Genomic DNA, 19,085 nt, shown 5'->3' with positions numbered 1-19,085 from the left:
CGTCAGCTACAGCGCCGGCCAGATTCTTTTCCGGCAAGGCGACGAGGGAGATGCCGCCTATGTCATCCTTTCAGGCAAGGCGGATATTCTGGTCGATTCCGACAACGGACCGATAAAAGTTGCCGAACTGCTGCCAAATTCGATCGTTGGCGAGATCGCCATATTGTGCAACAGCTCTCGCACGGCCACCGTCAGAGCTGCAAGTCCGGTGGAAGCTTTGAGAATTCGCAAGGATCATTTCCTGAGGCTCATGAGGGAGTTCCCGGAAATGACCATCGAAATGGTGCGGGTCCTCGCCGATCGCCTAAGCCATACGACCGCGGATCTGATCGACGCACGGAGCGCCAAGTAACCAGTGACGCGCACTTAATCCTCGCCGTCGTGATGGCTCCGGCTAGCATGGGCGACTGGACCGCGAAGGAGCAGCATGGAGGACGAGGTTTTCCTGGTCAAGTTTTGGGGGGTGCGCGGCAGCATTTCGGTATCGGGGCCAGAATTCTCCCGCTATGGCGGCAACACGATCTGCATCGAGATGCGATGCGGTAAGCATACGATTCTCTTCGACGCGGGCTCTGGCCTGCCGCCTGCCGGCCGAGCGCTTCGGGCGTCGGGCGTAACCGATTTCGACCTGTTTTTCACCCACTGCCATTACGACCACATCATCGGGCTGCCGGCTTTTAAGCCGATCTACGACCGCAGCGTCAAAGTCAGGCTTTGGTCCGGGCATCTTGCAGGACGCATGACGACTCAGCAGATTGTCGATGAGTTCATGCGGCCGCCTTGGTTTCCGGTGAGACTGGACGTCTGCAAGGCAAGCCTCGACTACCGCGATTTCGTATCAGGAGACGTTCTTCGGCCGCGCGAAGGGGTGGTGATCCGAACCGGCAGCCTAACCCATCCCGGTGGCTGTATAGGCTATCGGGTCGAATGGGGCGGCCGCGTCGTGGCGGTGATCACCGACACCGAACACGAGCCGGGCAAGCTTGATCAGGCGGTCCTCGACCTCATCGAAGATGCCGACCTCGTCATTTACGATTGCACCTACACCGAGGAGGAAATGGAGCGCTACCGCGGCAACGGGCACTCGACATGGCAACAGGGGGTCAAGCTCTGCGAGGCGGCCGGCGCGCGGGAGCTTGCGCTGGTTCACCACGATCCGGCACGCACCGACAATGAGTTGGACGAGATGGAGAAACTGGCCAAGGACAGGTTTGCCGGCGCTTTCGCCGCGCGGGATGGCCAGACGCTCGAATTTCCAGTCTTATCGCACAAAGCGCGCTGAGCTGTTTCCTCTCTCTTCTTGTTTTGACGCAATTCCGGACGGAAAGCCGCTCACACTTTTCCTGGAATTGCTCTACCGGCGCCGCGCCTGACCAATGTCCTGATCGGAAGCCATGCGCAGGCTTCAGTCTGTGCGGTGACCGTGAACAGCCGTTCCAGGAAAAGCCAGGCCGATTCATCGTGTACGAGATGGTGGGCGAGCACGCCGACCGGTTCGCCGCCGTCGAATGCCTGTCGCAATTGCGCGATGATGGCCTGAACCAATATGCCGTGATCGCGGCAACCGCGCGTGCCATGCCAGTCCATGATGTCGACATTGCTGTTGACGACCGCCAGCGAAGCCGGCTTCGGCGGCCCATAGACCGACAATGCCGCAAATCCCATCGATCCAAGCTCGGATACCAAGCCGGCGTCGATCCTGTTCCAGGGCGGCACCAGCATCGGAACGGCACGTGCGCCGTGCAGGCCGGTTATGCGCGACAGCCCGCGAGCCAGATCATCGAGCACCGCCTCGCGTGGCCGCTGCGGGCCGAGCTCCTGCTTTTTCTGGCCCTCCGACGCATGATTTCGGTGCGCCCAGCCATGGATGGCGACTGTGGCATGCGGCGCCTCGTCAAGCCGGGCGACCAGCTTCCCATCAGTCAGGGCCGGAATGACGGCCAGAGTGACCGGAATTGGGAATTGACCGGTGAGGTCGAGCAGCCGATCAAGCGCAGCCGTCGGATCCACGGCGTCATCATCGCGCAGCCAGAACTCTGCCTTGCGGTCCGCCCGCTGCCAGCGCGCCAGTTCTTTCACCAAGGGTTGCCAGATCTGATCGGACGTCATGAAACCGGGATCTTCGCAAGAAGTTCGGCGAGACGCGCTGCCGCAGCACCGAGGGAGCGTTCTTCGAGGATGAAACGTCTGGCTTCTGCGGCCATGACGGTTCTTTCGTCGTTGCGGGCCAGAAGCCTTTCAATGGCTGAAGCGAACGCCGTCAAATCGCCCGGCGGGGTCAGGAACCCGGTCCGGCCATCCCGCACGACCTCCGGCACGCCGGCGATGTCCTGAGCCACCACCGGCAGGCCGGCGGCCTGCGCTTCAAGATAGGCAACGCCATAGGCCTCGCCGAAACCCGGCCAGACGTAAATTCCGCCACTGTAGAGGACATCCGGCACGGCGGCCGGCTCAATCGCGCCAAGCCATTCGATACGCTCGGCGGGCAAGCCGGCAAATTGCGCTTTGACCTCGTCACGGGCAGGCCCGTCCCCGACGACCGACATGGTCCAGGGCAGGTGACCGATCGAGCCGAGCGCTTGCGCCAGCATGCGATAGCTTTCGAGTTTGTCGCCCGGGCGCATCATGGCGACAGTAACGAGGCGTGTCGGACAACCCCGTGCCGGCGTTTCACGGAATGCCGATGTGTCGATGAAGGGCGAAAGCATGCCGAAAGTGGCGCCGGGTACCGCATCCGCCAGTCCCTGGCGGTCCCTTTGCGTGAAGCAGATGTTCAGCGCCGCCTGTTCGACGGCTCGCGCCACCAAAGCTTGCGTATCAGCCCACAAACCGGCGTTGCGCCGCCTCGAATAGGAGGCTTCCGCTGTCGCATAGGGGACAGCAAAGGCCGCCGTCAGCTCGGGCCCGATCAGGTCGGGCGCCTTGTAATAGGGATGATAAGTGAACCAGAGATCGGGCTTGCCGTCACGAGCCCAAAGCCTTGTCAGCCGCGCGGCTTCTTCCCGGGCCTCGATCTTGCGCGCATCGAAACTTTTCGGCTCCGGTTCGCGTAGATAGAAGCGCAATTCGGATGCCAGTTCGACGCGATGCCCCACGTGCTCCAGCGCCTTGATCAGCGTCCGTGCCATCTGGCGGTCGCCGGAGGCAACGGGATCATTGGGTGACTTCAGTGGTGCGTAGAAGGCAATTCGCATCGCCGGACCCTATCATCAGAAAGCCGCCGCAAGTCAATTTCGAAGCATGATCGACTTCACCCTTCAAGCAGTGGAATATGCTATCTGATGCCCATGGAAACAGCTGCCGCGTCCGACCCGTTTGTCGCTTCTCTGCCGGTCTTCGCAAAGTTCGAAAGCGTTGCCGATATCGACAACTATCGGCCTCTCCCCGATGACTGGGCGCTGGCCACCGCCGACATCGTCGGCTCGACCAAGGCGATCGAGGCTGGGCGCTATAAAACCGTCAATATGGCCGGCGCCAGCGTCATTTCGGCGCTGCTCAATGCGCTGGGTCGGCAAGATTTTCCCTTTGTCTTCGGCGGCGACGGCGCGCTCGTGGCGTTTCCCGGCTCGGCGCTGGAGATCGCCCGCAACGCGCTTGCCGCTGTCCAGAGATGGGTGGCGGAAGAACTGGACCTAGCCCTGCGTGCCGCAATCGTGCCGATAAGGGATATAAGAGCGCAAGGGCTCGACGTTCGCGTGGCGAGGTTCCAGGCCTCCGAAGCGGTCTTCTATGCCATGTTCGCCGGCGGTGGCGGCAGTTGGGCGGAAGCCGAGATGAAAGCGGGGCGCTACGGCATCGATCCCGCGCCGGCCGGCGCGCGGCCGGACCTGACCGGCCTCTCCTGCCGCTGGAACCCGATCGAGGCCCGACATGGCGAAATCGTCTCGATCATAGCCATACCAGGGGCGTCACGCGACTTGCGCGGCTTTCAGTTGCTGGTTTCCGACATCATCGCCCTTGCTGGCAGGCAGGAGCGCGATGGCCACCCCGTACCGGCGGACGGGCCGGCCTACAGTTTACTGCCCGCCGGTCTCGATCTCGAGGCGCGGGCCACGGGGCCGGCTGGACGGCGGTGGCTGACGAAGCTGTGGGTAGTGTTCCTCATGACGCTTACGGCTGTCACCGATCGATGTGGCTGGACGATCGGCGGTTTCGATCCGAAGGTCTATAAACGTGAAGTGGCCAGCAATTCGGACTTCCGGAAGTTCGACGACGGCTTGAAGATGACCATCGATGTTGACGCCGATGTCTTGCAACGGATCGAAAACCGGCTGAAACAGGCGGAACAGGCGGGCATCTGTCCCTATGGCCTGCACCGCCAGAAATCGGCCTTGATGACATGTCTCGTCGCTTCGCCGCTGCAGCGCGATCACCTTCATTTCATCGATGGCGCTGCCGGCGGCTATGCGATGGCTGCCGCAAGCCTGAAGGCGAAGGTGCCGGTTTGATGACGGCTTGCGGAAACCGATCTTCCGCAATATGCCTCCGGTATGGTCCTGGGACCAAGTGAGCCTCGCCACGGGAACGGACAAGCCTGTCCGAATTGACGGGAAAGCAGATTTTTGGACGCCTCACGATCGATATATGACCATCTTCTAAACCGGATTTCGACGCGCGCCGCGCAAGTCGGCGTGATCGGACTGGGCTATGTCGGATTGCCGCTGGCGGTTGCGGTAGCACGCGCGGGCTTCCCGGTTTCGGGCTTCGACATCGAAGCCCACAAGGTCGAGAGCCTCAACAACGGCCAATCCTACATCGAGGCGGTGACGTCGACAGCCCTTGCCGGCCAGGTGGCGAGCGGACGGTTCCGCGCCACTGCGGATTTTGCGGAACTGGCCGTCTGCGAGGTCATCATCATCTGTGTTCCGACACCGCTGACGAAAAACCGTGAGCCGGATCTCTCCTTTGTCAGGAACACAGCAGGCACCATCGCCAAGCATCTGCGTCCAGGCCAGCTCGTCGTGCTGGAATCGACCACCTATCCCGGCACCACCGACGACGTGATCAAGCCCATATTGGAAGAAACCGGCTTGCGGTCGAAGATAGACTTCTTCCTCGGCTTCTCGCCCGAACGCGAGGATCCCGGCAACCGCAGCTTTGAAGTCGCGACGATTCCTAAGGTCGTGGCAGGCGACGGCATTGAAGCGGCGACGCTCGTGCAGGCCTTCTACCATGGCGTGGTCAAGACCGTCGTTCCGGTTTCGACCACCGCGACCGCCGAAGCGGTCAAGCTGACGGAAAACATCTTCCGCTCGGTCAACATAGCTCTCGTCAACGAGTTGAAGGTCGTGCTCGGTGCGATGGGCATCGACATCTGGGAGGTGATCGAGGCGGCAAAGAGCAAGCCCTTCGGCTACATGCCGTTCTATCCTGGCCCCGGCCTTGGCGGGCACTGCGTTCCGATCGATCCCTTCTACCTGACGTGGAAGGCGCGCGAATACGAACTGCCGACCCGCTTCATCGAGCTCGCGGCAGAGATCAACACGGCCATGCCGCGTCATGTGGTCGATGAGCTGGCGAAGGCGCTGGACCAGCGCTGCGGCAAGGCGCTCAGCCGCTCGCGCATTCTCATCGTGGGGCTCGCCTATAAGAAGAATGTGCCCGATATCCGCGAAAGCCCTTCATTGCGGCTCATTGAACTCATCGAGGATTGGGGCGGCAAGGCGGAATTCCACGATCCGCATGTTATCGAGATACCGACCACACGAGAGCATATGGCGATCAAGGGGCGCCGCTCGGTCGAATTGACCGAGGCGGCCCTGAAAGATTTCGATGCTGTCGTCGTTGCAACCGACCACGACGCGATCGACTATCACACGATCGCTGATCACGCCCCTCTGATCGTCGACACGCGCAATGTTTTTGGCCGCCTCGGGCTAGACCGAGAGACGGTGGTGAAGGCCTGACGGCATCTGAGCCGGCGAATTTCTTGCACGGTGTCAGGATCGTGGTTGCACTGCGTCGGCTGACTCGCCACATAACGCCACGGAATACAGATGCATTTACGCCTTCCCCTTGGCCGCAAGGGTAGTCATCCGGGATATTCTTCGCCGCTTTTGCCGCCGAGGCCGGCTTGTTGACTTCGGGTGTCTTATCGTTGGGTCGTTGACGGACTGTGTTATGACAGATCAGAAGATAATGGTTCCGTCTTCCGACGGGTTTCGGGATAGCATGAGCACATCGTACGCAGAAATCTCCACCATCCTCATGGATAAGGTTGCCGATTGGCTGAACGAATCGGCGCTGGCGGGCAACGACCTGGAAGCATTGGTAAATGGCTTTTGCGAACGGCTGGCTGCTGCCGGCCTGCCGCTGAAGCGGGTGCATTTGAGCTTCTCGATGCTCCATCCGCTCTATGACGCGCTTGGCTTCACCTGGGTTCGCGGCCAGGGCATGGAAGTGGAAGGCTTCCGCAAGGAGGCCGGTGTGCCGTCTGAAAGATTCCTGACCAGTCCATACTACCATCTGCTCAGCAATAAGCTCGACCATCTGCGACGCCGGCTCGACCCGTCGGTGCTATCGGAGTTTCCTGTTTTCGATGACCTCCGGCTTATGGGCATCACCGATTACATGGCTTTCGTCCATCCCTTCAGCGGCAACACCAGTCAGGGCATGATGGGGTCTTGGTCCACCGACAGCGCCGCGGGCTTCAGCGACAGCATGATTTCGGCGCTGCTGCGCATCCAGAGCCATCTCGCTATCGCCACCAAGATGGCGGTGCTCACCAAGCTCGCTGACAACATGATGACCACCTATCTCGGCGGCGACGCTGGCAGGCGCGTGCTTGACGGCCAGATCAAGCGCGGCGAGGGCGATACAATCCGGGCCGCACTGGTAATGGGAGATATGCGCGGGTCGTCGAGGCTTGCCGAAACTTCCGGCCGCGAAGTCTATATCGATACGCTGAACCAGTTTTTCGACGCCGTTGCCGCACCTTTCAATCGCAACGGCGGGCAGATCATGAGTTTCATTGGTGATGGCTTCATTGCCGTCTACCCTTGCGAAAGGCACCGTTCGCAGTCCGAGATCGCCTGCCAGGCTGCTCTTGCGGCCGCGCACAAGGCCAGCGCGCGCATGATGGATCTCAACCTGCGCCGAAAAGAGCAGGGGTTGTCCGACATCAAATTTGGTATCGGCCTGCATGTCGGCAATGTGATGTTTGGCAATGTCGGGCTTACCGACCGGCTCACATTCTCTGTCTTCGGCTCGGCTGTGAACGAGGTCCAGCGCCTTCAGACCCTGACCAAGAAATATCCGCATAGCGTTCTGGCCAGCAAAGACTTCGCCGGCTATTGCGGTGCCAACAAATGGCTGACGCTCGGCAACGAGGAACTGGCTGGCATCAAGCAGAAGCTGACGGTGCTTTCACCAGATCTGTCGGGAGCTCTCGCACTCGATGAAGACGGTGCGCCGGAGCCGATTCACGGCCGAAGATCGGACGCCGAGCAGGTCATGCTGCTTCACCGCGACGCCGCGCGGATGGCGGCGGGCGACCCGAGTAAGCTCCAGTAAACCGCCGCGATCTGGCCCGATCGCCTTTGGTAGCCAGTTCGGTCGTCGGTTCCGCCACTGACGACCGCTTCGAATCCAAGTTGCTCTGCGCTGGCAATGCGCTAGTCTCGCTTTCTGGAGAGCTGCCAGAGTGGGGCTGGTGTGAAGATGAATTCGAGTGTCGATCTGCTGCGGATCGAAGACGTTGGCATCTCTTTTGCCATCATGGGGGGGCCGTTGCATGCCGTCAGGCGCGCAAATCTTCGCGTCCTGCCCGGTAAGGTTACCGCGCTTGTGGGCGAGTCCGGTTCCGGAAAATCGGTTCTCAGCCAGGCCGTGATGGGCATTTTGCCGAACACAGCCCATGTTCGCGGCCGGATCCTGTTTTCCGATCCTGAAAAGCCCGGCACGACGCAGGATATCCTCAAGATGTCGCGTGATGGGCCCGAAATCCGGGCGTTGAGAGGCAGCCGCATCGGCAAAATCTTTCAGGAGCCGATGACATCGCTGTCGCCGCTGCACACGATCGGCAACCAGGTCAGCGAATCCCTGCAGATTCATACGCCCATGGCTCGGGCGGAGCGCAAGGCGCGGACCGAGGAAATGCTCAGCCTTGTCGGCTTTCCCAATCCCAAGCGCGCCTATGACATGTATCCCTTCGAACTTTCCGGAGGATTGCGTCAGCGCGCCATGATCGCCATGGCGCTTATCTGCCGGCCCGCCCTGTTGATCGCCGATGAGCCGACGACGGCGTTGGACGTCACCATCCAAGCGCAAATCCTGCAATTGCTGCGCGGGCTTCAGACCAAGCTGAACATGGCGATGCTGCTGATCACGCACGACCTCGGCGTGGTCGCCAATGTCGCCGACGAGGTGGTGGTCATGTACCATGGCGAGATCATGGAGGCGGGACCCGTCGAGGCGATATTCCGCCGGCCAGGCCATCCTTACCTTAAGGGCCTGATGGCAGCCGTTCCGCATTTCGACCTGAAGCCTGGCGAAAGGCTAAAGGCGCTGCGCGAGGTGCCGGTGAATGTCGGAAACCTGCTCGGCAAGCAGACCGCGCCGGCATCGAAGGGGCCGGACGACATCCTGCTGTCGGTCAGGGATCTGACAAAGACCTTCACCATCCGCAAGTCCGGATGGTTCGGTGGGGATCATCAAACCTCTGTTCGCGCCGTCGACGGCGTGAGCTTCGACATCAAGCGGGGTGAATGCCTGGGTCTGGTCGGCGAAAGCGGTTCCGGCAAAACCACCGTCAGCAAGATCCTCATGCGGGCTGTCACCCCTAGCGGTGGTTCTGTGATCTTCAACAGCCGCGATCGACCGATCGACGTCCTGGCAGGCGAGGGAGACGCCCTGCACATGCTGCGCGCGAAAATCCAGATGGTCTTCCAAGACCCGGTTTCGTCGCTTTCACCTCGCATGACGGTGGAGAACATCTTGAGCGAGCCGCTGGAAATTCATCAGCGTGGCAATGCCGCATCCCGGTTAGCCACGGTCAAGAGCCTGATGCAGGCAATCGGGCTCGATCCGCGCTTCATCAAGCGTTATCCGCACAGTTTCTCAGGCGGGCAGCGTCAGCGGATCGGCATCGCGCGCGCGTTGGCGCTGGGGCCTGAACTGCTGATCTGCGACGAGCCGGTTTCAGCGCTCGACGTCTCCGTCCAGGCGCAGATCCTGAACCTTCTGAAGGACCTGCAGAAGGAACTGGGACTGACCTATCTGTTCATATCCCATAACCTGGCGGTGGTGGACTACATGGCAGACCGCATCGCGGTGATGTGCGGGGGGCGTATCGTCGAGCTAGCGCCGCGCGAAATTCTGCTCAGGAAACCGATCCACCCCTACACGCGCTCACTGGTCGCCGCAGTACCTTTCCCCGATCTCGACAGGCCGATGGATTTCAAGACGCTGAAGCTCAGCGGCGCTTCCGACACCAGCGCATGGGGACCGCAATTCCGCGACGAGGGCGAAGAGGACGTGCTGTCGCCGCTCGATCTTGGCGGCGGCCACCTTGTTCTGGCCCGACGCTCGGCCGATGCCAGCGAGCTACGCCATTGATCAGCCGGCGCACCGTCCTTGGACTCATGGCTTCGGCATTTGTGCCGAGCACGTTGCACGCCGGCGATCTGGAGCCGGAATTTCTTCAGCCGCTGCTGAAGGCCCTGGCGCTGCCGGCACTCGCCAAGCGCTTGCCCAAGAGCCCGCGCGTGGTGAACCTCGCTGCGATGGGCCGGCAGCCCGGCCAGTACGGCGGCACGCTGCGCACGATCATCGGCAGCCAAAAAGACATCCGGATGATGACCATCTACGGATATGCTCGCCTGGTCGGCTATGACGAAAAGCTCAACCTGCAGCCCGATATTCTCGAAAGTTTCGACGTGGCGGACGATCGTGTCTTCACTTTCAAGCTACGGGAAGGACATAAATGGTCTGACGGCAGCCTGCTGACGCCAGAGGATTTTCGCTATTGCTGGGAAGATGTCTGGCTGAACGATGAGCTTACGCAAGGCGGGCTCACCCCGACCCTGCTGGCGGACGGCAAGCCGCCACGCTTCGAGATCGTCGATCCGTTGACAGTCCGCTATAGCTGGGATGCGCCTAATCCCGACTTCCTGCCCAAGCTCGCTGCCGCTTCGCCGCTATCGCTTGTTCTGCCGGCCGCCTATCTCAAGCAGTTCCACAAGAAATACCAGGACCCATTCCGGCTTGCCGGCTTAATGGAGGAGAACAGGGCCAAGAAATGGACGCTCCTGCATATCCGCATGTCGCGCCAGTATCGCCCGGAGAACCCGGAACTGCCGACGCTCGATCCCTGGCAGAACCGGACCAAGCCACCGGCCGAGCAGTTCGTCTTTGAGCGGAACCCGTTCTTTCATCGAATAGACGAGAATGGCCGGCAACTGCCGTACATTGACCGGGTTGTCATGAATGTCAGCTCGTCGGCGATCATTTCCGCCAAGACCGGTGCGGGCGAGAGCGACCTGCAATGCATGGGAATCGACTTTGCCGACTACGCCTTCCTGAAGGACGCGGAGAAGCGCTACCCGGTGAAGATGCATCTGTGGAAACGCACACAGGGTTCGCGGCTGGCGCTGCTGCCCAACCTCAATTGTGCCGACCCGGTGTGGCGTGACCTTCTTCGCGACGTGCGCGTGCGCCGCGCGCTTTCGCTCGCAGTGGACAGGCGCGAGATCAACTTGGCCGTGTTCTATGGATTGGCGCAGGAAAGTGCCGATACAGTCCTGCCGGAGAGCCCGCTTTACCGGCCGGAATTCGCGAGAGCCTGGGTCGCCCACGATCCCGACCGAGCCAACGCCCTGCTCGACGAGGTCGGGCTTAAGGCGCGCGACGATGACGGTCTGCGGATCCTTCCCGATGGACGCCCGGCGCAGGTCATCGTGGAAACGGCCGGCGAAAGCACGCTGGAAACGGACGCGCTCGAACTCATCACCGATCACTGGCGGCAGGTCGGCATCGCCCTGTTCGTCCGGACTTCGCAGCGAGACATCTTCCGCAGCCGCGCGCTAGGTGGCGAGATCATGATGTCGATTTGGTCGGGTATCGACAATGGTGTGCCGACCGCCGACATGAACCCGTCCCAGTTGGCCCCCACCATGGACGACCAGCTGCAATGGCCGCTCTGGGGTGCTCACTACCTGTCTCACGGCACGGTCGGCGAGGCGCCCGATCTTCCGCCTGTCGTTGAGTTGATGGCTTTGCTCAAGCGCTGGAACGTTTCGACCGAAGCCGCGGAGCGCGCCGAAATCTGGAATTCAATGCTGTCGATCTACACCGATCAGGTGTTTTCGATCGGCACGGTGAACGGAACGCATCAGCCGGTTCTGGCGTCCTCGAGGCTGCGCAATCTGCCTGACAAGGCGCTCTACGGCTACGATCCGACCGCCTATTTCGGTGTCTATATGATGGACACATTCTGGCTTGGAGAGTCCTGAGCGTGCTTCGATATATTGTCTGGCGCATTGCTGTGATGGTTCCAACGCTGCTGATCATATCGGCGCTGGTGTTCACGATCATCGAACTTCCCCCGGGCGACTATTTCGACAGCTATGTTGCAGAGCTTCGGGCTCAGGGCGAAGCGGTGGATTCCGATCGCATCCAGATGATGCGCAAGGAGTATGGTTTCGACAAGCCGCCGGTCATTCGCTACTTCTACTGGGTCGGCGGAATGCTACACGGCGATTTCGGCTATTCCTTCGAATATGAGCTGCCGGTTCGCGATGTCATCGGTGACCGAATGTGGCTGACCATTTTGGTTTCCTTCGTCACGATCATCTTCACCTGGCTCATCGCCTTTCCGATCGGCATGTACTCAGCCACCCATCAATACAGCTGGGGCGACTACGGCCTGACTTTCTTCGGTCTTCTCGGCCTTGCCATTCCGAATTTCATGCTGGCGCTGATCCTGATGTATTTCGCCAACATCTGGTTCGGCACGTCCATCGGCCATCTCATGGACCCGCAATATCTCGGCGAGCCGATGAGCTGGGCCAAGGCGAAATCGATCCTCGCCCATCTCTGGATCCCGGTCTTGATCATCGGCACCGGGGGCACGGCAAGCATGATCCGGCGGCTGCGCGCCAATCTGCTCGACGAGCTGCACAAGCAATATGTCGTGACCGCGCGCGCCAAGGGCCTTCATCCCTTCAAGGCGCTGGTCAAATATCCGCTGCGCATGGCGCTCAATTTCTTCATTTCGGACATCGGCTCGATCCTGCCGGCCATCATTTCCGGCGCCGAAATCACGGCGATCGTGCTGTCTTTGGAAACGACCGGGCCGATGCTGATCAAGGCGCTGCAAAGCCAGGATATGTATCTGGCGGGGTCATTCCTGATGTTCCTCGCCTTCCTGACGGTCATCGGCGTCCTGATTTCCGACCTCGCGCTGGCGCTGCTTGATCCACGAATTCGGTTGCAGGGCGGCAGCACCAAATGAACACGCAATCTCCGCTGCCCGCTCCGGGTGCTCCGCTGCAACATTACGTTTCCATTGCGCCCTTTGACCTGCAGTCGGTCGAGGCGATGACGCCGGAGCAGTCGAAGGTCTTTCAGGCGTCGCAGTTGCGGCTGATGTGGTGGAAATTCCGGCGGCACCGGCTTGCCCTCATGTCCGGCATATTCCTGGTAGCGCTTTATCTCGGGATACTGATCTGCGAGTTCCTGGCGCCCTACAATCTGCACACGCGCAACATGGACTACATCTATTCGCCGCCGCAGCAGGTGCACCTGTTCCACAACGGCCAGTTCGTCGGGCCGTTCGTCTACGGCCGCCAGATGACGCTGGATATGGACACGCTCAAGCGGAACTATATGGACAAGCAGGATGATGTTCAGCGGATCCGTTTCTTCTGCAAGGGCGACAGTTACCGGTTCTGGGGCCTGATCGAAGGTGACAGGCATCTTGTCTGCCCTGCCGAAAACGGCCAGCTCTTTCTGGCCGGCACCGACAGGCTGGGGCGCGATGTGCTCTCGCGCATCATCTATGGCGCACGCATTTCACTGACGATCGGCCTCGTAGGCATCGCTTTCAGCTTCGTCCTTGGCATCGTCATCGGGGGGCTGGCCGGCTATCATGGCGGTATGTCCGACCTGATCGTTCAACGAATTATCGAAGTTCTGCAATCGATTCCCAGCATTCCGTTATGGTTGGCTCTGGCGGCGATCATGCCGATAACCTGGAGTCCGATTCTGATCTATTTCGGCATTACCGTCATCCTCGGGCTGCTCCACTGGACCGGGCTGGCGCGGGCCGTGCGTTCAAAGCTTCTAGCCTTGCGTGAGGAGGATTACGTTCTGGCCGCGCAATTGATGGGCGCCAGCAGCAGCCGCATTATCCGCCGGCACCTCATTCCCGGCTTCATGTCGCATCTGATCGCGACGGCGACGATCTCCATCCCCGGCATGATCCTGGGCGAGACGGCGCTGAGCTTCCTCGGGCTTGGCCTGAGGGCGCCGATAACCAGCTGGGGCATCCTGCTCACCGAGGCGCGCAGCGTTAGCGTGATCGCGTTCTATCCATGGCTGCTTTTGCCGATCCTCCCCGTCATTCTCGTCATCCTGGCGTTCAACTTCCTCGGCGACGGCCTGCGGGACGCCGCAGACCCTTACAAGTGACATCGTTACCCTGCTGTACGCCGGGCCGCCTTGTCCGCAGCCTGTTCGGTTGTTGCAGTGTTCATCGTTCGCCTCTATATGCCGCGAGGCTCGATCGGGGTTTAATACATCGCCCTCGGGTTTCACCCGCGAACCGTTCCGGTCCCGGGCATTGCCGATCTCTTGAGCTGGTTCAGGACACACAAACGCAAATGAGTCGCCTCGAGAGTTTCATCCGCAGGCTGACCGCGCAGCGCGACATTCTCGATCAAGTCTGCGCGCAGGTGGCGACCATCGAGGGCCCTGTCCTCGAGCTCGGCCTCGGCAATGGCCGGACGTTTCATCATCTGCGCGAGCGCCTGCCCGGACGCCGGATCGTGGCGTTCGACCGCGCACTGGCCGCCCACGCCAGCTCAATTCCCGAAGCTGAAAACCTCGTGCTCGGCGAAATACGCGAGACGGCGATCAGGTTCATTGGCATCGACGCCGCTCTTCTTCATGCCGACATCGGCACCGGGTATGAAGATCGCGACGCAGTGACCGCTACCTGGCTTCCCGACCTGACCGCGCGCCTGCTTCGCGTCGGCGGCATCGCCGTCAGCGGCACGCCGCTCGATCACCCGCACTTGGAACGCCTCCCGCCGCCGCCTTCGGTGCCCGCCGACCGTTATTTTATCTATAGGCGACTGTGAGAGGTCGAGAAGTCGTCAGGGGATCATATAGACAGCAACCTCCCGCTCAATGCCGCGCAGCGAGACCTCGTGGGGCTCCGGCTTCAGCGCTTTCCTGCGTAGCAGGTCGGCGGTGAGATTGTCGTCGACCACCGCACGAGTGGCGAAGATCGCCTGTGCGTTGGCAAGGTTCTGGACCCGCGAAGCAATGTTGACCGTCTGGCCGAAATAGTCCTGCCGCTCGTTCAAGGACACGGCGATGCAGGGGCCGGCATGGACACCGATCTTGAGCAGCAGATCCTCGCGCCCACTCTTGTCGTTGAGCGCGCGCATGGCATCGCGCATCCTGAGGGCCGCAGCAATCGCACGATCTGGCGTGGCGAAGGTCGCCATCACGGCATCGCCGATGGTCTTCACCACCGCGCCCGCCTCCGCCGCGACGATATCTTGCAGAACCTGAAAATGCTCCCGCACGAGATCGAAGGCCGAAAGGTCGCCCACACGCTCGTAGAGCGCGGTCGATCCACGCAGGTCGGTGAACAGGAAAGTCAGGCTGGTGATCTTCAGGCGCTGGTCGACGGCCAAAGTATCCGTGCGATAGAGATCGCGGAACGTCTGGTTGGTCAGCAGTCGCTTGGCGGTGAGAAAGGGTCGGCGTTTCCCCAGAAATTCATGCAGTTCATGGCCGGCGATGAAAACTGCCGGCAACACACGCGTGTCGGTCCTATTTTCCAGCGAAATGCGCAACGGGCCGGGTTGCATCTCCAGCGTCTGGCTCTGGACATGGTCGCGGTCGAAGACCAGAGAGAGGCTTCGGCGCTCCTTTGTCGGTTCGCCCTTCACGTCGATGAACTGCGCTGAATGGGTGACCGGCTCGAAGACAATGATGAATTCGGACGGAAGCTGTATCGGCAGAACCGCCTTCTCACCGGGCGCAAGCTCGATGTCCTCCAGCGAGAACTCTTCCATCTTTTGCGCGAAACCCTCCTCCGGCACGTCGACGCCGGACGCCCAGTAGATCTGGCGGAAATATTCCACCGCAGGAAGTTCGTGTGGATTGTGGGCGGCAATCCTGCGTGTGCGGGGACTGACGGTGAATGTCACCTCGACCATCTCGTCCAGCGTCGGCGAATAGCCCTGGGAACACAGCGCGCAGGTGTATTCGTCCTTCTGCAGGGTTTTCAGCGTGGCGTTGGTGTCGAGCACCCCACCACAGCCGGGGCACAGAACATTCCAGGAAATGTCGAAGATGCCTACCCGCGCGGCGTGGAGAAAGGCGCCTATGGCGCGCTCCTCGTCGAGGCCATGCTTGCTGGCGAAGGCGAGCACATTGATGCGGCAAAGTTCGCGGTCCTCGCCCTCGGCAATGGCTCGCTTGATCGCGTCAACAGCCGGGGGATCGACATCGGCCGTTTGCCGCAGAAGCGAGAACAGATCCTGAGCTTCGTTCATCGTGCAGGCTCCGTAAAATCCGCCCCGAGGCGTATTAACTGGACCGCGCTTTGGTCCGAATGCTCCATTTTACGTCTAAATTGACCCTACGGCCATTCGAATAGAACAAAGCCTGATGACGGTTCAATTCCACTCGGCAGATTTTCACCGGCTGCAAGCGGCACTATGATGGTCCATGGGCATTCATCTTGGGCTCTCTCTCATGCCGAAATCCGACAATCCGCCGCTTCCAGGGGCCCTTCGCCTTTTCTCCGCGGCTGTCATCGTCGTCCTGATCGTGGGCGCCGGCCTGTTTTTCGCGCCCACGCTGGTCAAGCCGCGCTGGCCGTGGCCCGTCACGCCGTTCAGCGCCCGCTTCCTCGGCGGCTTCTACACCGCCGAAATGGCGGTGATGGCGGCGCTCTTGTTCTGGAATCGCTGGTCGCCCGGCAGGCTGGTGCTCGTCATGGCCTTCATTTTCACCGTCATCGTGTCGGCGGCTTCGTTCATCAATCTCGGCTATTTCAACTTCGAACGAAAAGCGGCCTGGCTCTGGTTCCTTGTCTATCTTGCCTCGGCCGCGGTATCCGGGCTGTTCCTGTGGCGGGCCAGGGCCCGTCCTTCGGCAAAAGGCGTGGCCTTAACCCCCGCATGGCGCGGCTACATGTCAGCGGAAACGGTGATCCTTGGGCTATACGGCGTCGGCATGTTGCTGTTCCCCCGGGTTGTCAGCAGCAGCTGGCCGTGGCCGGTCGATCCCTTCCACGCCCAGGTCTACAGCGCCATCTTCCTCGCCGGCGCCGGCGGCGTGTATCTCCTATGGAAAAACGCTCCGCGCGAGGAATTGCTGGTGCTCGGTCTGGCGCAGCTTCTGGTTGGCCTGCTAGCCATCCTTGGCCTGGTCATCACCGACGCTGCGGTGCACCGGATCGACTGGACGGCAACAAAGACATTATGCTGGCTCGCCCTTTTCGGCTGGATCGGTCTCAGCGGCGTCTTCAAATTCTACGCTGCCTTCCGGTATTTTAGCTCGCAATCGGCATCATAGACTATGGAGACGACTGGATTTTCGAGTGACGTCCGGTGCATCGTGCCGGGCCGATCGCCCTAGAGCATTTCACCGTTTCAAAGGAAACGGCGAACTGCTCTATCTCGTTGTTCTGACGCAATTCCGGGCGGAAAACCGCTTACACCTTTCCTAGAATTGCTCTAGCCGGGAACGCCATGACCAGCACGACCTCGCCATCCTCCGAGAAAATCGAACCGCAGCTTCGAGCCGTCCGGCCAAGCGATGCGGAGGCGCTTTGCGCTATCTTCAACATGACGGGCTTTCGCCAGGGCACTCTCAGGATGCCTTTCGAGCGGGTGGAGCAGGTGGAGCGGCGCATTGCCAAGTCCGGCCAGGAAACCACCTGGATCGTGGCGGAGCTGGAAGGCAAGGTCGTCGGCCATGGCAACCTTGTCGTGCAGGGTTCGCGCCGCTCGCATGTCGGCGAGATCAACATCGGCCTTGACGATGCCTTTGTCGGCAAGGGCATCGGCTCTGCCATACTCGGCGCGCTGCTCGACGTGGCCGATAACTGGCGGGCCCTGAAGCGGGTCGAATTGACCGTCTATGCCGACAACGAACCGGCCATCCGTCTCTACACAAGCCACGGCTTCGAGGTCGAAGGTCGGCATGTGAAGGCCGGCTTTACTGACGGGCAGTACCACGACCTCCTGAGCATGGCCCGACTGCGGTTCTAAGATTCGCTGTTTCCCTTGGCGTTTGCACCACATGCGGCTAGACGGGATCAATGACCGCCGTCTTCGATCCAACCCCTACGCCTCCGGTGGAAATTCTGGCTGTACTGTCGCTGCTCTGCCCTGAAGTCGTGCGCGACATCGAGCAGAACTGGAATGCACCGGTTTCCGATTACGCCCGCCATCTGTGGCGGCCGGTGGCAAGGCCTGTATCGGGCCCGGCGATCGCCGCCCGCTCGATCCTGCGCGACGTCCTGCGTCAGCGCCTCGACGTAATTATGCAGCCTGAGGAAGTCGCTAAGGTCGTCGAAGAGTTCGAGCACAGACCGGTGATTCAATCCGGCCTGCACTGCCTCCTCCTGATGGATCGGATTACCTTCGATGCCCTGCTGCTTGCCTGGCTCGGCGCGGTAGAAAACGGGCTGTCGGCCTTCGTCGGCTTCATGGGCACGACGATGACCATGGAGACCATTGGCCGGGAGGGGCCGGGATGGCTCGATGTCGGCGACGACAAGGTCAACCTGTTTGGCTTGGGGCGCCACAAACTGTGCCGCAAGAGCGTCTGCGTGGCCGGTCCTGTCTCCCTCAACAAGCGCGCGCTCGAAGCGGTTGGCGATGAAACGGATGGCAGCCGCTGGCGGGGCACACTGCTTTCCAGCCAGGACAAGGTGTTTGGAACCGCCGCCGATGCGCTGACGGCCCTCAATGAGGATCTGGTCGCCAATTGGGATCGTTCCGGCATGGCCGCTCCCGTCTTCATCGATGATCGGCTCGCCGCTTCTGCCATGGCACGGCATCTGGAATATGACGGCAGCCTTCTTTCCAGGCTGCTCACCCAGCCCGCAAGGCGCCAGCGTCTCGACCATGCGTTGCAAGAGGCCGCATCGGGCCCGTTTGGCAGATTCCTGCCCAATGCGACGGACTATTTCTGGGGCATCCGCGAGCAGCGCGTGCGCAAGCTCGCCCTCGACAACGGACACCTGATCGAGCCTGACAGGCCGCACGGTCTTTCCATCCCGTTCGAGCGGCCGCATCTCAGGCAGGCGCTGCTGGATGGCGTGCTGCTGCCGAACCTGTTCCTGATGTTCCTCGTCCTTGCCATATTGCCGCGCGTGCGGGCCGTGGGCGGCCTGAGACAGATTGGCTACGTAGCGCTTTTCCACTCGATCCTGCTGGCCGCGCTGGATGAAAACGTGCCGGAAGAGCGCGATCTGGCTGCGGAGCTGCAGGTGCGCGAAAATGCCTGGGGCATGCGAGTCATCGATGAAAAGATATCGGTCCGCGAGCAGCTTGCCGGCCTGCCGGAAGGGGCGCTCTTCCCGGAACTGCTCCGGCAATATAGTTTGCGGACACTTGCCGACACGACCGACGACCTGAAACTGGTCCGCGAAGACTCCCGATGGCGCAAGATCGGCTGGGCGGAGATCAAGGGGACCTGAGCCTTGCTTCAGGCCCTATTCAGGTTGATTTTCTAGTGCGCAACGCCAACCGACGGCGACCTATCGGTGAACTTGGCCTCTGATCCGGCTGCCTCCTTGAACCCATACTGGTCGCTCCATGCCCATTTGCGCTGGCGCTTGCCGGTCGACGGCGATCGGTTCATCCTTGTGTGAATACCCTGGCCGTGAAGTA

16 protein-coding genes are annotated in these 19,085 nt (G+C 61.0%); 13 read left to right on the top strand and 3 right to left on the bottom strand.

Annotated features, from left to right (window positions below; translation table 11 throughout):
* A partial coding sequence (locus EOA24_RS02655) for a cyclic nucleotide-binding domain-containing protein (protein WP_133374452.1) occupies window positions 1-352 on the top strand: 352 nt, incomplete at its 5' end.
* Window positions 353-427: 75 nt separating this feature from the next.
* Window positions 428-1,282 (top strand): MBL fold metallo-hydrolase, encoded by an 855-nt coding sequence (locus EOA24_RS02650; RefSeq protein WP_126081341.1) that lies wholly within the window; start codon window positions 428-430, stop codon window positions 1,280-1,282.
* 50 nt (window positions 1,283-1,332) lie between these two features.
* Here the strand turns inward: EOA24_RS02650 and EOA24_RS02645 are convergent, their stop codons facing one another.
* Together EOA24_RS02645 and EOA24_RS02640 are read right to left on the bottom strand one after the other, a co-directional pair.
* Window positions 1,333-2,109 carry a polysaccharide deacetylase family protein gene (locus EOA24_RS02645; protein ID WP_126081342.1) on the bottom strand — a complete coding sequence of 259 codons (777 nt, stop codon included), beginning with the start codon at window positions 2,107-2,109 and terminating at the stop codon, window positions 1,333-1,335.
* Window positions 2,106-3,194: a glycosyltransferase family 4 protein gene (locus tag EOA24_RS02640; protein ID WP_126081343.1), complete on the bottom strand. Its 1,089-nt coding sequence runs from the start codon at window positions 3,192-3,194 to the stop codon at window positions 2,106-2,108. The genes EOA24_RS02645 and EOA24_RS02640 overlap by 4 nt, the downstream gene beginning before the upstream one ends.
* A gap of 93 nt (window positions 3,195-3,287) precedes the next feature.
* Between EOA24_RS02640 and EOA24_RS02635 the strand changes: the two genes are divergently transcribed.
* From EOA24_RS02635 to EOA24_RS02600, 8 genes are all read left to right on the top strand, one after another.
* Entirely contained in the window at window positions 3,288-4,448 is a 1,161-nt protein-coding gene (locus EOA24_RS02635; protein ID WP_245501746.1) for a DUF3095 domain-containing protein, read from the top strand.
* A gap of 114 nt (window positions 4,449-4,562) precedes the next feature.
* Window positions 4,563-5,906 carry a nucleotide sugar dehydrogenase gene (locus EOA24_RS02630; RefSeq protein ID WP_126081345.1) on the top strand — a complete coding sequence of 448 codons (1,344 nt, stop codon included), beginning with the start codon at window positions 4,563-4,565 and terminating at the stop codon, window positions 5,904-5,906.
* Window positions 5,907-6,171: 265 nt separating this feature from the next.
* Window positions 6,172-7,512 (top strand): adenylate/guanylate cyclase domain-containing protein, encoded by a 1,341-nt coding sequence (locus EOA24_RS02625; RefSeq protein ID WP_126081346.1) that lies wholly within the window; start codon window positions 6,172-6,174, stop codon window positions 7,510-7,512.
* Window positions 7,513-7,659: 147 nt separating this feature from the next.
* The gene (locus EOA24_RS02620; protein WP_126081347.1) at window positions 7,660-9,555 is read left to right on the top strand and encodes an ABC transporter ATP-binding protein; all 1,896 of its coding nucleotides are present in this window, start codon (window positions 7,660-7,662) and stop codon (window positions 9,553-9,555) included.
* A complete protein-coding gene (locus tag EOA24_RS02615) occupies window positions 9,552-11,450 on the top strand; it encodes an ABC transporter substrate-binding protein (protein ID WP_126081348.1) in 1,899 nt (632 codons plus the stop codon). Before EOA24_RS02620 ends, EOA24_RS02615 begins: the two co-directional genes overlap by 4 nt.
* A 2-nt stretch (window positions 11,451-11,452) precedes the next feature.
* Window positions 11,453-12,451 carry an ABC transporter permease gene (locus EOA24_RS02610; RefSeq protein WP_042639159.1) on the top strand — a complete coding sequence of 333 codons (999 nt, stop codon included), beginning with the start codon at window positions 11,453-11,455 and terminating at the stop codon, window positions 12,449-12,451.
* The gene (locus EOA24_RS02605) at window positions 12,448-13,629 is read left to right on the top strand and encodes an ABC transporter permease (RefSeq protein WP_126081349.1); all 1,182 of its coding nucleotides are present in this window, start codon (window positions 12,448-12,450) and stop codon (window positions 13,627-13,629) included. Before EOA24_RS02610 ends, EOA24_RS02605 begins: the two co-directional genes overlap by 4 nt.
* A 191-nt stretch (window positions 13,630-13,820) precedes the next feature.
* A complete protein-coding gene (locus EOA24_RS02600) occupies window positions 13,821-14,300 on the top strand; it encodes a class I SAM-dependent methyltransferase (RefSeq protein WP_127257718.1) in 480 nt (159 codons plus the stop codon).
* A gap of 15 nt (window positions 14,301-14,315) precedes the next feature.
* Here the strand turns inward: EOA24_RS02600 and EOA24_RS02595 are convergent, their stop codons facing one another.
* Entirely contained in the window at window positions 14,316-15,731 is a 1,416-nt protein-coding gene (locus EOA24_RS02595) for an adenylate/guanylate cyclase domain-containing protein (RefSeq protein WP_126081351.1), read from the bottom strand.
* Window positions 15,732-15,906: 175 nt separating this feature from the next.
* On the opposite strand from EOA24_RS02595, the gene EOA24_RS02590 reads away from it, so the two are divergent.
* The 3 genes from EOA24_RS02590 to EOA24_RS02580 all read left to right on the top strand — a co-directional run bounded on the left by EOA24_RS02590 (window position 15,907) and on the right by EOA24_RS02580 (window position 18,892).
* Window positions 15,907-16,758, top strand: coding sequence for a hypothetical protein (locus tag EOA24_RS02590; protein WP_245466950.1), 852 nt, complete (start codon window positions 15,907-15,909; stop codon window positions 16,756-16,758).
* Window positions 16,759-16,934: 176 nt separating this feature from the next.
* Window positions 16,935-17,456: a GNAT family N-acetyltransferase gene (locus EOA24_RS02585; RefSeq protein ID WP_127409548.1), complete on the top strand. Its 522-nt coding sequence runs from the start codon at window positions 16,935-16,937 to the stop codon at window positions 17,454-17,456.
* 50 nt (window positions 17,457-17,506) lie between these two features.
* The gene (locus EOA24_RS02580; protein ID WP_127257018.1) at window positions 17,507-18,892 is read left to right on the top strand and encodes a hypothetical protein; all 1,386 of its coding nucleotides are present in this window, start codon (window positions 17,507-17,509) and stop codon (window positions 18,890-18,892) included.
* Window positions 18,893-19,085 lie beyond the last annotated feature (193 nt).

The organism is Mesorhizobium sp. M2A.F.Ca.ET.039.01.1.1, assembly GCF_003998035.1.
Taxonomy (GTDB): Bacteria; Pseudomonadota; Alphaproteobacteria; order Rhizobiales; family Rhizobiaceae; genus Mesorhizobium.
The sequence above is the reverse complement of the archived record's forward strand: the minus strand, read 5'-3'. Positions and strand labels throughout refer to the sequence as shown.

What these genes read in the sequence shown, in the direction of transcription:
- EOA24_RS02640 (WP_126081343.1), bottom strand. Translation starts at nt 3,194, where the DNA reads ATGCGAATTGCCTTCTACGCACCACTGAAGTCACCCAATGATCCCGTT.
- EOA24_RS02645 (WP_126081342.1), bottom strand. Translation starts at nt 2,109, where the DNA reads ATGACGTCCGATCAGATCTGGCAACCCTTGGTGAAAGAACTGGCGCGC.
- EOA24_RS02635 (WP_245501746.1), top strand. Translation starts at nt 3,288, where the DNA reads ATGGAAACAGCTGCCGCGTCCGACCCGTTTGTCGCTTCTCTGCCGGTC.
- EOA24_RS02590 (WP_245466950.1), top strand. Translation starts at nt 15,907, where the DNA reads ATGGGCATTCATCTTGGGCTCTCTCTCATGCCGAAATCCGACAATCCG.
- EOA24_RS02595 (WP_126081351.1), bottom strand. Translation starts at nt 15,731, where the DNA reads ATGAACGAAGCTCAGGATCTGTTCTCGCTTCTGCGGCAAACGGCCGAT.
- EOA24_RS02600 (WP_127257718.1), top strand. Translation starts at nt 13,821, where the DNA reads ATGAGTCGCCTCGAGAGTTTCATCCGCAGGCTGACCGCGCAGCGCGAC.
- EOA24_RS02625 (WP_126081346.1), top strand. Translation starts at nt 6,172, where the DNA reads ATGAGCACATCGTACGCAGAAATCTCCACCATCCTCATGGATAAGGTT.
- EOA24_RS02605 (WP_126081349.1), top strand. Translation starts at nt 12,448, where the DNA reads ATGAACACGCAATCTCCGCTGCCCGCTCCGGGTGCTCCGCTGCAACAT.
- EOA24_RS02585 (WP_127409548.1), top strand. Translation starts at nt 16,935, where the DNA reads ATGACCAGCACGACCTCGCCATCCTCCGAGAAAATCGAACCGCAGCTT.
- EOA24_RS02650 (WP_126081341.1), top strand. Translation starts at nt 428, where the DNA reads ATGGAGGACGAGGTTTTCCTGGTCAAGTTTTGGGGGGTGCGCGGCAGC.
- EOA24_RS02580 (WP_127257018.1), top strand. Translation starts at nt 17,507, where the DNA reads ATGACCGCCGTCTTCGATCCAACCCCTACGCCTCCGGTGGAAATTCTG.
- EOA24_RS02620 (WP_126081347.1), top strand. Translation starts at nt 7,660, where the DNA reads ATGAATTCGAGTGTCGATCTGCTGCGGATCGAAGACGTTGGCATCTCT.